The sequence below is a fragment of the Nocardiopsis sp. TSRI0078 genome, from assembly GCF_001905145.1.
Classification (GTDB): domain Bacteria; phylum Actinomycetota; class Actinomycetes; order Streptosporangiales; family Streptosporangiaceae; genus Nocardiopsis.
On the sequence record NZ_LWLB01000012.1, the window covers coordinates 314494 to 327935 of the forward strand.

The 13442-nt window shown below is 73.6% G+C and carries 11 protein-coding genes; 7 read left to right on the forward strand and 4 right to left on the reverse strand.

Annotation, left to right across the window (positions count from 1 at the left end; translation table 11 throughout):
• Positions 1 to 21 precede the first annotated feature (21 nt).
• Positions 22 to 636, forward strand: a complete 615-nt coding sequence (locus A6A08_RS11745) for a superoxide dismutase (protein WP_073702590.1) — start codon at positions 22 to 24, stop codon at positions 634 to 636.
• A gap of 145 nt (positions 637 to 781) precedes the next feature.
• On the opposite strand, the gene A6A08_RS11750 is transcribed toward A6A08_RS11745, so the two are convergent.
• Positions 782 to 2257, reverse strand: a complete 1476-nt coding sequence (locus A6A08_RS11750) for a PLP-dependent aminotransferase family protein (RefSeq protein WP_083609075.1) — start codon at positions 2255 to 2257, stop codon at positions 782 to 784.
• A 120-nt stretch (positions 2258 to 2377) separates the two neighbouring features.
• Between A6A08_RS11750 and A6A08_RS11755 the strand changes: the two genes are divergently transcribed.
• A complete protein-coding gene (locus A6A08_RS11755; protein WP_073702592.1) occupies positions 2378 to 2863 on the forward strand; it encodes a DUF3291 domain-containing protein in 486 nt (161 codons plus the stop codon).
• On the opposite strand, the gene bioD is transcribed toward A6A08_RS11755, so the two are convergent.
• Together bioD and A6A08_RS11765 are read right to left on the reverse strand one after the other, a co-directional pair.
• On the reverse strand, positions 2829 to 3554 hold the full coding sequence (bioD, locus tag A6A08_RS11760; RefSeq protein WP_073702593.1) for a dethiobiotin synthase: 726 nt from the start codon (positions 3552 to 3554) through the stop codon (positions 2829 to 2831). The genes A6A08_RS11755 and bioD overlap by 35 nt on opposite strands.
• Positions 3551 to 4894 carry an adenosylmethionine--8-amino-7-oxononanoate transaminase gene (locus A6A08_RS11765; protein ID WP_073702594.1) on the reverse strand — a complete coding sequence of 448 codons (1344 nt, stop codon included), beginning with the start codon at positions 4892 to 4894 and terminating at the stop codon, positions 3551 to 3553. The genes bioD and A6A08_RS11765 overlap by 4 nt, the downstream gene beginning before the upstream one ends.
• Before the next feature lie 263 nt (positions 4895 to 5157).
• On the opposite strand from A6A08_RS11765, the gene A6A08_RS11770 reads away from it, so the two are divergent.
• Complete coding sequence (locus A6A08_RS11770) at positions 5158 to 6405, forward strand: 8-amino-7-oxononanoate synthase (protein ID WP_073702595.1); 1248 nt, start codon at positions 5158 to 5160, stop codon at positions 6403 to 6405.
• A gap of 49 nt (positions 6406 to 6454) precedes the next feature.
• Entirely contained in the window at positions 6455 to 7867 is a 1413-nt protein-coding gene (locus tag A6A08_RS11775; protein WP_073702596.1) for an SGNH/GDSL hydrolase family protein, read from the forward strand.
• Positions 7868 to 7975: 108 nt separating this feature from the next.
• Here the strand turns inward: A6A08_RS11775 and rocD are convergent, their stop codons facing one another.
• The gene (rocD, locus tag A6A08_RS11780; RefSeq protein WP_073702597.1) at positions 7976 to 9250 is read right to left on the reverse strand and encodes an ornithine--oxo-acid transaminase; all 1275 of its coding nucleotides are present in this window, start codon (positions 9248 to 9250) and stop codon (positions 7976 to 7978) included.
• Between the two features lie 360 nt (positions 9251 to 9610).
• On the opposite strand from rocD, the gene A6A08_RS11785 reads away from it, so the two are divergent.
• From A6A08_RS11785 to A6A08_RS11795, 3 genes are all read left to right on the forward strand, one after another.
• Entirely contained in the window at positions 9611 to 11302 is a 1692-nt protein-coding gene (locus tag A6A08_RS11785; protein WP_199866901.1) for an acyl-CoA synthetase, read from the forward strand.
• 419 nt (positions 11303 to 11721) lie between these two features.
• Positions 11722 to 12651, forward strand: a complete 930-nt coding sequence (locus A6A08_RS11790) for a DUF368 domain-containing protein (protein ID WP_073702598.1) — start codon at positions 11722 to 11724, stop codon at positions 12649 to 12651.
• 19 nt (positions 12652 to 12670) lie between these two features.
• On the forward strand, positions 12671 to 13363 hold the full coding sequence (locus A6A08_RS11795; protein WP_073702599.1) for a DedA family protein: 693 nt from the start codon (positions 12671 to 12673) through the stop codon (positions 13361 to 13363).
• The last annotated feature ends 79 nt before the right edge of the window (positions 13364 to 13442 follow it).

Genomic DNA, 13442 nt, shown 5'->3' on the forward strand with positions numbered 1-13442 from the left:
TGGAAAGGTGCGTCAGAAGAGATGTCTGCGCCGTACTCGCTTCCCGAACTGCCCTACGACTACGCGGCCCTGGAGCCGTGGATCTCCGGTCAGATCATGGAGCTGCACCACGACAAGCACCACGCGACCTACGTCTCCGGTGCCAACACGGCCCTGGAGAAGATGGCCGAGGCCCGCGAGAGCGGCGAGTTCGGGACCATCCCGATGCTGGAGAAGAACCTCGCCTTCAACCTGGGCGGCCACGTCAACCACTCCGTCTTCTGGAAGAACCTGTCCCCTGAGGGCGGTGACAAGCCCGAGGGCGAGCTGGGTGCCGCCATCGACGACCAGTTCGGCTCCTTCGACGCCTTCCGCGCCCACTTCACCGCCGTGGCCACCACGATCCAGGGCTCGGGCTGGGCGATCCTGGCCTGGGACGCCCTCGGTCAGCGCCTGGTCATCGAGCAGCTCTACGACCAGCAGGGCAACACCGCCCTCAGCTCCGTCCCGCTGCTGATGCTGGACATGTGGGAGCACGCCTTCTACCTCCAGTACAAGAACGTCAAGGCCGAGTACGCCAAGGCCTTCTGGAACGTCGTCAACTGGGCCGACGTCCAGGAGCGCTTCAGCAACGCCCGCGGGATCCAGATCGGCTGACACCCGCTGCTCCCGTCCGGTGCGTCCGCCGGACACGGCGGAGGGCGGCACCGCGCGTGGTGCCGCCCTCGCGCGTGTCCGGGCCCGCCCGGACGGGGCGCACGGCGTCCCCGCCCGCCTCCGCCGGTGCGGGAGCCGTGCCGGATCAGACCACCAGGCGGACCGGGTCCTCGGCCACCGGGCCGTACCGGTCGAGTTCGCGCCAGGCCCGGGCCAGCCGCCAGACCAGTTCCTCCCGGGTGGCCCGGTCGTAGGCGAAGGGCAGACGGAAGCACTCGGAGTAGCGGCCGTCGGCGGAGGCCGACATGATCGCCCCCGGGACGAGCTCCACGTCGTGGCAGAGCGCGACCTGTACGTAGGCGCGTGCTTCCACGCCGGGCAGGCGCACCCACAGGGCCGCCCCGCCGTCGGGGCGCTTCCACTCCCAGGAGGGCAGGGCCTCGCGCAGCAGCTTCTCCATGTGGCCGAGCGCCTCGCGCAGCATGTCGGAGCGCTGCCGGGAGAGCTCGTCGTAGCGCTCCAGCAGGCGCACGGTCACCGCCTGGTCGAGCAGGGGGCCGGCCAGGTCGGCGAGGACCTTGCGGCGGCTCAGGCGCAGGGCCATCTCGGCGGGCGCGCGCAGCCAGCCCAGTCGGAGCCCGGCCCAGCCGATCTTGGACAGGGACTCCACGGTGATGACCTCGGCGCCGCGCGGAGCGAACGCGGCCAGCGGCGGGGGCTCGTCCGCGGCGCGCATGCCGGTGTAGGCGGAGTCCTCCAGGACGGGTACGCCGTGGCGCGCGGACAGCTCGCCCAGCTCGCGGCGGCGCGCCGCGGACATCATCGTGCCGGTGGGGTTGTGGTACGAGGGCATGGTGTAGATCAGGTGGGGCATGTGCTCGGCGATGGCACGGCGCACGCCGGTCCCGTCGATGCCCTGGTCGTCGAGGGGGACGGGGAGGAAGCGGGCGCCCCGGTCGCCCATCAGGTCCAGGCAGCCCGCGAAGCCGGGGTCCTCGACCACGACGGGCGAACCCTTGCGCAGATAGAGCTGTGAGACCAGGTTGACGGCCTGGTGCGCGCCGGTGGTGACCACGATCTGGTCGGGGGTGGTGGGCAGGCCGCGGCTGCCGTAGTGGTCGGCGATGGCCTGGCGCAGGGCGGGCAGACCGCTCGGGTGGTAGGAGCCCTCGGCCATGAGCGCGGGCAGGTCCTCGGCCACGACCTCGCGGATGGCCTCCTCCACGCCCGGGAGGGCGGGGGTGGCCAGGCAGGAGGCCGGGATGAGGCCCTCCTCCCGCTGGAAGAGGTTGCGGTACATGGGGTTGCCGGTGCCGTTGGCGGTCCAGCCGTCCGAGCGCACGGGCGCGATCCGGCTGCTGACGCGGGTGCCGCTGCCCTGCCTGCTGTCGAGGATGCCCGCCGAGCGCAGGGAGTCGTAGGCGGAGACCACGGTGGTGCGGCTGATCCTGAGGGCGGTGGCCAGGGCGCGCTCGGACGGCAGGCGCTCACCGGGGGTGAGGGTGCCCTGGTCGACGAGCTCGCGCAGGGCGTCGGCGAGGCGCCGGTAGAGGGGGCCGCCGCCCCGGGACCAGGCCCCGAAGAGGTCCGCGAGTTCTGCGGCGTTCCGAGAAGAGTCCATTTTCCCCTCCATTGGATCTACTGGGGCTACCCCCGGACTTCCATACTGGCATTCGACAGGGGATGCCACCAGAGCCAATGTGGACCCCTTGACAAGCAGTCCAATTTCTTGGGAGTCCTCATGCAGTTCCTGGTCCGGCACCAGCGCGTTTCCGCCGCCCACTCCGCCGCACACCGCCCGCGCCGGGGCAGGGAGCACGTTCGGAACCTCCGCGTCGGCTCGCCGGTCCTCGTGGAGGCGCGCACCGTCCGGGGCGACCGGCGTTTCCTCGGGGAGTTCGCCGCCGCGCTGCGCGAGCGCGCCCGGAGCAGTCCCGGGCACCTGGAAGAGGTCCACTTCTCCGACGAGGGAGACCGGATACACCTGGTCGCGCTGTGGCGCTCCCCGGCGGACCTCAGGTCCTTCGTGGAGGAGGCCCACCCGGACGTGCTGGCCCTGCGTGCCCGCAGCGGTGCCTTCCCCGAGGTGGAACGCGTCCTGTGGTGGTCCGCCGCCGGGGCCCCGGTGTCCCGGGAGGAGGCCGGGGAACGCGCCCGGCGGCTGCGTGGGCACGGCCCCGGCCCGCGCGCGTTCACACTGGCCTCGCCGGTCCCCGCTCCGGCGTGAGGGCGCCCGTCCACGCACCGCCCAGGCACGGGGCCAGGAAGCGGCGGGCCGCGTCCGCGAACGCGGGCGCGGCCAGTGCCCCGCTGCCCTGCGGCAGCACGCCGGCCAGCGGTCCGGCGCCCATGGCGGGCAGGTCGGCGAGGTTGCAGCGCATGGCCAGGTCGGGGCGGTCCGGCCAGGACCCCACCACCACACCGGCCGGGGACAGGCCGCGGGTGCGCAGGGCCTCCGCGGTCAGCGCGGTGGCGTTCAGCGTGCCCAGGTCGGGCCGGGCCACCACCAGCACCGGCGCGGACAGCAGCACCGCGACGTCGGCCAGGGTCTGGCCCTCGGCGTTCAACCGCACCAGCAGGCCGCCCGCGCCCTCCACCAGTACCAGGTCGTGCGCGTGGGCCAGGCGCCACACGGCGTCGGCGGCCTCCTCGGCCCGCACGGGTGCCGCGCCGCACCGGGCGGCGGCCGTGGCCGGGGCCAGCGGGTCGGGGTAGCGGGCCAGTTCCGCCGTCGTCACACCCGGCGCGAGGCGGGCCACGGTGTCCGTGTCTCCGTGCCCGGCCCGCCCCACCCCGGTCTGGGCGGGCTTGAGCACGGCCACCCGCCGTCCCCTCGCACGTGCCAGCGCGGCCACCGCCGCCGTGACCACCGTCTTCCCGACCTCGGTCCCGGTCCCGGTCACCACCAGGACGCTCATCGCGGCCCCTCCCCCAGTGAGGCCCGTACCGCCGCGACCATCCCGGCGGCGATCGCCGCCACGTCCTCCGGGCCGCACACGTAGGGCGGCATCGCGTACACGTGGTTGCGGAAGGGCCGCAGCCACACCCCCGCACCCACCGCGGCGCGGGTGGCCTCGCCCGTCCGCACCGGCGCGTCCAGCTCCACCACCCCGACGGCGCCGAGCACCCGTACCTCGCGCACCCCCGGCAGGTGTTCGACGGGGGCGAGGCCCTCGCGCAGACCGGCCTCGATCCGTGCCACGTCGCCCCGCCAGTCGCCCCCCGTCAGCAGCTCCACCGAGGCCAGCGCGGTCGCGCAGGCCAGCGGGTTGCCCATGAACGTGGGCCCGTGGGCGAGCACCGGCACCTCCCCCGTGGCGATGCCCCTGGCCACCCGGCCCGTGCACAGCGTCGCGGCGAGGGTCAGGTAGCCGCCGGTCAGCGCCTTGCCCAGGCACATGACGTCGGGCGCGACCCCCGCGTGGTCGGCGGCGAACAGCTCGCCGGTGCGGCCGAAGCCCGTGGCGATCTCGTCGAAGACCAGCAGCAGTCCGTACGCGTCCGCGATCCGCCGCAGCTCGCGCAGGTAGCCCGGGTGGTGGAAGCGCATGCCGCCCGCGCCCTGCACCACCGGCTCGACGATGATCGCGGCCAGTTCACCCGCGTGCTCGGCGGCCAGGCGCTCGAAGGCGGCCACGTAGTCCGGGTCGGGCCCCGTGTCGAACCCGGCGGGCGGTGCGGGCGCGTACACCTGCGCGGGCAGCACGTCCCCCCACAGGGAGTGCATTCCGCCATCGGGGTCGCAGACGCTCATGGCGTGGAAGGTGTCGCCGTGGTAGCCGCCCCGCCAGGTGAGGAAGCGGCGCCGGCCCGGGTTCCCCGTCGAGCGGTGGTACTGCAGGCACATCTTCATGGCCACCTCCACCGACACCGAGCCGGAGTCGGCGAGGAAGACGTGCTCCAGCGGTTCCGGGGTGACCTCCACCAGCGTCCGGGCCAGCTCGGCGGCGGACCCGTGGGTGAGCCCGCCGAACATGACGTGGCTGTAGGCGTCCACCTGGCCGCGCACCGCCGCGTCCAGCACCGGGTGGCGGTAGCCGTGGATCGCCGACCACCAGGACGACATCCCGTCCACCACGTGGTGCGTGCCCTCCTCCGACCACAGGGTCAGCCGCGTCCCCTCCGCCCCGGTCACCACATACGGCCGCTCCTGCGCGGGGACCGTGGTGTAGGGGTGCCACAGGTGGGCGGTGTCCGCGGCGCGGACCTGCTCGGGGAGGAAACGGTCGGTGCCTGTGCCGGTGGGAGTCGGGGCCATGGTGCCTCATTGTTCACTTACCGCACGCACGTGTGCCCGTACGGTCCCGCCAAGGAATCCACGCGGATCTTTGTGGGCTTCCACGGGTGACGCGCGCATGCGCCGACCGGCAGAGTCGTAGGCGCCTCCCTGGCACGAAGGACCGGGCCGCCCCAGCGGGATTGGCCGCCGCTGGGTCGGCCCCTTCCAGGGCCGCACCGCTCCCCGCCCCTGCCCGAACGATCCGGAGTGTGCCCGACACGACCCGAGGAGGCCGCGCCCGCATGCCGAGTTCCGCCACCGGTACCGCCCCGTCCCGCCGCCCGTGGACCCTGCGCGCCGCGGCCCGCACGCGCTCCGCACGGGCGCTGCCCCCTGGACACCCCTTCGCGTGGCTGGACGGGGCCGCCCGCAGGCGCGCCGCGGCCGGACTCACACGGCGCACCGTGCCCCGGGGCGCCGACGACGGCCTCCTGGACCTGGCGGGCAACGACTACCTGGGGCTGCTGCGCCACCCGGACGTGGTGCGGGCCGCCGCCGACGCCACGCGCGTGTGGGGCGCGGGCGCGGGCGGGTCGCGCCTGGTCACCGGGGACACCGCCCTCCACCACGAACTGGAGCGCGAACTCGCCGGCTTCTACGGCGCGGAGGCGGCGCTGGTGTTCTCCTCCGGGTACGCGGCGAACCTGGCGATGGTCACCGCGCTGGCCGCCCCCGACGGCGGCACCCCTCCCCTGGTGGTGTGCGACCGCCACAACCACGCCTCCCTCATCGACGCGACCCGGCTGGCCAGGGCCTCCGGCGCGCGCGTGGCGCTCTTCGACCACGCCCGGCCCGACCTGGCCGCCGAGGCGCTCGCGGCCGCCGGGGGGCGTGCCCTGGTGCTGAGCGACACCGTCTTCTCCGTGGACGGCGACCTCACCGACACCGCCTCCCTGGCCCGGGCGGCCCGCGAGCACGGCGCCGCGCTGCTGCTGGACGACGCGCACGGCCTGGGCGTGGTGGGCCCCGGCGGGCGCGGCACCGCCACCGCCGCCGGGCTGCGGGGCGCGGACGACGTCGCGGTGTCGGTGACCCTGTCCAAGGCGCTGGGATCCCAGGGCGGCGCGGTGCTGGGGCCGCTCCGGGTGATCCGCCACCTGGTGGAGACCGCGCGCACGTTCGTCTTCGACACCGGCCTGGCCCCGGCCCCGGCGGGCGCGGCCCTGGCCGCGCTGCGCGTGCTGCGCGCCGAGCCCTGGCGGGCCGGGGCGGTGCGCGAACGGGCCCGGGCCCTGTCGGAGGGCCTGCGCGGGCGCGGGCTGGAGACGAGTACGCCCGACGCCGCCGTGGTGTCCGTGACGGCGCCCTCCCCGGAGGCCGCCCTCAGATGGCGGGCGGACTGCCTCAGGGCGGGCGTGCGCGTGGGGTGCTTCCGTCCCCCGTCGGTGCCGGACGGCCGGTCCCGGCTGCGGCTGACCGCCCGGGCGACCCTGGACGAGAGCGACGTCGGCCGCGTTCTGGACGTCATCGAGACGAACCGCCCCAGGTAGTCTTTCGGGTGCACAGAACCCGTCCGTGACGTGGGAGGCAGCAGCGGCCGTGTCAGCACGTGGTGAGGACCCCGAGGTGCCGGAACCGCTCCCCGGCGACCCCTCCGCCGCCGACCCCGCACGAGGCGACGACCGTCCCGGCTCCGGCGGAGCCCCGGAGGGCGCCGACACCGCCGGTCCCGGCGGAGACGACGGCGACGGCCCTGACGGACCCGGCGACGGAGGCGACGACGGCGACGCAGGCGGCGACGGTGACGCTGGCGGCGGGCGGCCCCGCAGGAGGCGGCGCCGGGGCCGCGTCGCCGCCGCCGTCTCCCTCGTCCTGGTCCTGGCCCTGGTGGCCACCCTCGCTCTGCCCTTCACCCGCGACGGCCTGGTGTCCCTGTGGTGCGACCTCACCGGAGGCGTGTGCCCGGCCGAGGAGTTCCCCCCGATCACCGAGGACGAGGAGAGCGACGGGCGGGTCCGGATGGAGCCGGAGAAGGCCGCCCTGTGGGGCAACTACGTGGCTCTGGGCGACTCCTACTCCTCCGGCGACGGCGCGGGCGACTACGATCCCTCCACCGCCGAGGCGGGCGGCTGCTGGCGTTCGGAGCACGCCTACCCCCAGGTCGTCGAGGACGAGTTCGACTTCGCCGGCTCGCTGGCCTTCTACGCGTGCAGCAGCCACAAGGGCTCGGAGATGATCGACCAGATCGGCACCCCCGAGTCGCAGATCGAGCGGGTCACCGAGAACACGTCCCTGGTGACCCTGGGCATCGGCGGCAACGACCTGGGGTTCATCCCCGTCCTGCGCACCTGCATGATGCGGATGCCGCTGCTGGAGAGCAGCGTCTGCGTCGAGCAGGAGGAGGACATCGAGAAGCGGATGGACACCTTCGAGAAGACCCTGACCGAGATCCTCGGGGAGGTCCGCGACCGCGCGCCCGACGCACGCATCCTCGTCCTGGGCTATCCCCGGCTGTTCCCCGAGGACCCGCCGGGCATGTACTACACCCTCTCCAGAAGCGACCAGCTGTGGCTGAACGGGCTCGCCCAGCGGTTCAACGAGCTCATCCGCGACGTGTCCTACCGGGTGGACGGCGACGTGTACGGCTCTCGGGGGACCGGCAGCGTCGAGTACGTGAACACCTTCTCCGCCCTGACCGGGCACGAGGTGAGCGCCGAGGACGCGTGGCTGAACGGGATCGTGCTCGGCCAGCTGGGCGAGGGGCTGCGCGTGGACCGCGCCAGCTTCCACCCCACCGCCCAGGGGCAGATGTCCATCGCCGAGCGGGTGCGCCTGCAGATCGTGGAGGGCCCGGAGCGGGTGCTCTACGTGTCCCGGGAGACCCTGGACGGCGTCGACCCGGACCAGTTGAGGTCGGAGCTGGGCGGTCCGTTCGACCCCGCGCTCGATCCCGGGGCCTCGGAGGCGCCCGAGGTCCCGGACGCCGCCGACGGCGCCTCCGAGTCCCCGTGACCTGCCCGAGGGGACGGGCGCCCCGCCCGTACCCGGCGGGGCACCCTGTCACGGCCCGTCCTCGGCGCCTGGTCCCGCCTCACGCCGAGGACGCCCGCGTCCCGACCGCTAGCGGCCCTCCCTGAGCTTCGCGATCACCTCGGCGAAGCGGTCCAGGCCCCAGTTGAGGTCCTCCTCGCTGATCACGAGCGGCGGCGACATCCGTACGGTGGAGCCGTGCGTGTCCTTGACCAGGACGCCGTGCTCGGCCAGCCGCCTGCACAGCTCCTTGCCCGAGGCCAGCGACGGGTCGACGTCGATACCCGCCCACAGCCCGATGCTGCGCGCGGACACCACGCCGTCGCCGACGAACTCCTTCAGACGCCGTCCCAGCACCTCGCCCAGACGGCGCGCGTTCTCCAGGTAGGGGCCCTCGGACAGCATCCGGACGACCGTCCGCCCCACCGCGCCGGCCAGCGGGTTGCCGCCGAACGTGCTGCCGTGCTGGCCCGGCCGGATCACGCCGAGCACGTCCTCGTCGGCGACCATGGCCGACACCGGCAGGATGCCGCCGCCCAGCGCCTTGCCGAACAGGTAGGCGTCGGGGACCACCCCGCTGTGCTCACAGGCCCGGACGGTGCCGGTGCGGCCCAGTCCCGACTGCACCTCGTCGGCGATGAACAGCACCCGTTCGCGGTCGCAGACCTCCCTGACCCGGGGCAGGAAGTCCTGCGGCGGCACGATCACGCCCGCCTCTCCCTGCACCGGTTCGATGAGGACCGCCGCGGTGGTGTGGTCGATGGCCTCCTCGATGGCGGCGGCGTCCCCGTAGGGCACCGTACGGAACCCCGGCGTGTACGGCCCGAAGCCCGTCCTGGCCTCCGGGTCGGACGAGAAGGAGATGATCGTGGTGGTGCGTCCGTGGAAGTTGGCGCCCGCCACGACGATGGTCGCCTCGTTCTCCGGGACGCCCTTGACCTCGTAGGCCCATTTGCGGGCCACCTTGATGCCGGTCTCCACCGCCTCGGCACCGGTGTTCATCGGAAGGACCTTCTCCTTGCCGACCATGTCGGCCAGGGCACCGACCCACGGGCCGAACTGGTCGTTGTAGAAGGCCCGGCTGGTCAGCGTCACCCGGTCGAGCTGCCGGTGCGCCGCCGCGAGCAGGTCGGGGTTGCGGTGGCCGAAGTTCATGGCCGAGTACCCGGCCAGACAGTCCAGGTACCTCCTGCCCTCGACGTCGGTCACCCAGGCACCGTGGCCCTCGGCGATCACGACGGGGAGTGGGGAGTAGTTGTGTGCCGACCGCGCCCCCGCGAGCGCGATGTGGTCCGTGCTGGAGAGTTCCGCTCCGCCGGGGTCTCCGGCCGAGTCATGCCGTCCCAGGTTCTGGGTGCTGCCCATCTAGCCGCTCCGATCACCATTGACCGATGTCAGACAAGTGATACCCACCGCCGGGCCCGGTAGCGCCCCTTCCGGCGGGATCCCCAAGAGTTGAGCAGATGATCCGGTGAGCCCACAAGAGGTGGTGCGTATCACAGCTCCCGGGCACGGCCCGAAACCCCGGGGCGCACAAGCCCCGCCCACCCCCTGAGCGGGACTGTTGCCAGCACCGTGACCTGGGATGACACCCCTGGTGACGCGCTCCACAGCCCCGACGACGATCGGGTGGTCCCCCGGCGGGTACCGTCGCACCAACAGCCACTCCGCCGCCGCGAGCCCCGAGCCGTGGACGGCCCGTCGATCGTGTCAGGGAGGCCAGGCGTGTCCATCCCCGCGTCCACGGACGTCCCCTTCTCCCTCTCCCGGCTGTTCGCCGCGGTCGCCGACGCCGTCCCCGACCGGACCGCCCTGGTCTCGGGTTCCCGGCGGCTCACCTACCGCTCCCTGCACGAGCGCTCGCTGCGCCTGGCCCGGCACCTGGTGGAGACGGGCGTGCGCCGGGGGGAGCACGTCGCGGTCCTGGCGTTCAACCGCGCCGAGTGGGTGGAGTCCTTCCTGGGGATCCTGCGCGCGGGAGCGGTCCCGGTCAACGTCAACTACCGCTACGTCGCGGGCGAGCTGCGGCACGTCCTGGCCGACTCGCACGCGGTCGCACTCGTCGTCGAGGACTCCCTGGCCCCGACGGTCGCCGTGGTCCGCTCCGACCTGCCCAGGCTCCGGCACGTACTGCTCGTCGCGGACGGTTCCGCGCGCGAGGCCGAGGGGGTCGACTACGAGCAGGCCCTGGCCTCGGCCCGCGGGGACACGTCGCTGCCGCCCACCAGCGGCGAGGACCACTACCTGCTCTACACCGGCGGCACCACGGGCTATCCCAAGGGCGTCCTGTGGCGGCAGGCGGACATCTTCCGCGCCGCGCTGGAGCGCCGTGCGCCGGGCGCGCCCCGCGCACGGACCCCGGAGGAGGTCGCCGAGCGCGCCACCCTCTGCTTCCCGCAGCGCATGCTGGTGCTGGGGCCGCTGATGCACGCGGCCGGGCAGTGGAACGCGCTGAGCATGCTGCTGTGCGGCAAGCGGGTGGTGCTGTACACCGACCGCAGCTTCCACCCGGACCGTGTGCTGGAGACGGCGCACCGGGAGGGCGTGCACACCGTGCAGCTGGTGGGCGACGCCATGGCCCGCCCGCTGGCCCGCCACCTGCTCACCGAACCCGGGCTGTGCCCCGAGCTGACCTCGGTGCGCTCCGGCGGCACCCCGCTCACCCCGGCGGTGCGCGCGCTGTGGCACGCCTGGCGCGGGGACGTGGCCCTGGCCGACTCCTACGGGGGGTCGGAGACGGGCGTGTGCGGTTCGGCGACCGCGGCCGAGCAGGACGGCGGCGGCCAGGAGGAGGCCCAGGCCCTGTCCGGAGCCTCCGACAGCCGCAGTTTCACCATGGGCGGCAGCATCGCGGTGCTGGACGACTCCCTGCGCCCGCTGCCGCCGGGGTCCCCGGAGGTGGGGCGGATCGCGCGCACCGGCCGGATCCCGCTGGGCTACTACAACGACCCCCTGGCGACCGCCCGCACCTTCCCCACCGACGGCGAGGGGCGCCGCTGGGCGCTGTCCGGCGACTTCGGGACCCGTGCGGCGGACGGCTCGATCGTGCTGCTGGGCCGGGGCAGCGTGGTCATCAACACCGCCGGGGAGAAGGTCTACCCCGAGGAGGTGGAGGCCGCGCTGAAGGCGCACCCCTCGGTGGAGGACGCCATCGTGGTGCCCGCCCCCGACGAGCGGCTCGGGCAGCGGGTGACCGCGCTGGTCTCGCTGGCCCGGAACGCCCGGCTGGAGGAGGCCGAACTGCGCGCGTACTGCCGCGTGCGGCTGGCGGGGTTCAAGGTGCCGCGGACCGTGCACTTCGTGGACCGGGTGCGGCGCACGGCGGTCGGCAAGCAGGACTACCGGTGGGCGGCGTCGGTCGCCCGTGTGGACGCGCCGGCGCCCGACACGGTCGGGCCGGACCCGCTCTCACGCTGAGGAGCACGGTGCGCGGGCGCGGCGGGCCGCGGCCCTCCCCGAGTCCGCACCCCCGCACTGCGGAACTCCACACCCCAGCGGTAGGGAACCCTTCATTTCGGGCACAGGGTCAATATGCTCCTACCCAGCCGAAACAGGGGTTCGGCGCCTTTCGGACAGCCTCCGGCCCGTCCCGCCGCCGTTAGACTGGCGTCTCCTGGTTCCGGGCCTCACGGTCTCCTCTCCCCCGCCCCGGCCCGGTCGGTGCGCCCGGCCGGTACCGGCGGATTTCATCGCGTGTCCAGTCGGGACCGTGGATCACGTGGACAACCCCTGACTCACCCTCCACCCGTGCACACTGTGCGCGTGGGGTGGCACCACTAGGACGGAGGACGGCGCCCTCGCCCGGGTCCCGATCCGGGCGGCGCCCAACAACCCAGATGCCAAAGTCAGTAGGCAGCTACATCTTCAACGCCGTGCGCGGAGCGGCCGTGGGCACCTCCGAGGCGGTGCCCGGCATCAGCGGCGGCACGGTCGCCCTGATCGTCGGACTGTACGACAAGCTCATCGGCGGCGCCGGCCACATGGTCAGCGGCATCAAGCGCTACGTCACCGACGTCCCGCGCGGACGCGGCAGGGAGCGGTCCCAGGAGCAGTTCCGCCAGGTGGACTGGAGCGTGCTGGTCCCGGCCCTCGTCGGCATGGCGGTGGCCCTGGTGCTGGCGCTGCTCCTCATCGCGCCCCTGGTCGAGGAGCACACCCAGTACGCCTACGCCCTCTTCTTCGGGCTGGTGCTCGCCTGCCTGTGGGTCCCCTACACCGGTGCGGGCAGGCGGTGGCGGGCCTGGCACTACCTCCTCGCCCTGGTCGTGGCCGCACTGTTCTTCTTCCTGACCGGGCTGCCCGGAGCCAACCTGCCCGCGCACCCGGCCGTGCTCTTCCTCGTCGGTGCCGTGGCCGTCTGCGCCCTCGTCCTGCCCGGCATGTCGGGCTCGTTCATCCTGCTGACCGTCGGTCTGTACGAGCCGACCAAGGACGCGGTGGAGCACCTCGACTTCGTCTACCTGGGGGCCTTCGCCCTCGGTATGGTCACGGGCCTCTCCCTGTTCGTGAAGTTCCTCCAGTTCCTTCTGGAGAACTACCACCACGTCACCCTCGTCGTCCTGACCGGGCTCATGGCCGGGTCGCTGCGTGCACTGTGGCCGTGGCAGACCGAGGAGCGCGAGATCCTGCCCATGACCGAGGTCCCGCTGACGCTGGCCTTCGCCGCCGTCGGCTTCGCCGTGGTGACGGCGGCCATCGTGTGGGAGCACCGCAAGCGCGGCCGGATGGCGGAGGCCGAACACCACCAGGCGCCCACCCGCGTCTGAGGACGGGAAGGACGACCCCATGGCGACGAGTCCGTGGACGGCCGCCCCGGCGGCGGAGGGAGCCTCGGCCCACCAGTACGAGGGCTTCGTCGGGTGGGTCCTGAACCTGATGAACACCCTGGGCGAGCCGGGCGTGGGCGTGGCCCTGTTCATCGAGACCTTCTTCCCCCCGGTACCCAGTGAGGCGGTCCTGCCCGGTGCGGGGTTCCTCGCCTACTCCGGGGAGATGAACGTGTGGCTCGCCGTCCTGTGGGCGACGGCCGGCGGCCTGGTCGGCGCGTGGGGCTTCTACGGGATCGGCGCGCTCCTGGGCCGTGACCGCACGGCGCGACTGGTCCGGAGGACTCCGCTGCTGGAGATCGAGGACTTCCACAGGGCCGAGCGCTTCTTCGCCCGGTTCGGCGCCGCCGCGGTCCTCCTGGGCCGGTGCGTGCCCGTGGTGCGCAGCTTCGTCTCGATCCCCGCCGGGGTCGAGCGGATGCCTCTGCTCAGGTTCTCCCTGTACACGGTCATCGGTTCCACGGTGTGGAACACGGTCTGGATCGGCCTCGGCTTCGCCTTCGGGCCGGCCATCCAGCCCGTCCTGCTCCGGTGGAGCGGCCTCATCAGCAACGCCGTACTCGTGGTCATCGGCCTGCTGGTGCTGTGGTTCGTCCTCGTCCGTGTCCGCAGGCGGGCCAGGGCCCGCGGGTTCGAGGGCACCTCCGGCTGAGGACGCCCGGGGCCGCCCTCCGGGCGTCCCCCGCCCCGGGATACCCTCCCTGGAGAACACCCACAAGCACATACGGAGT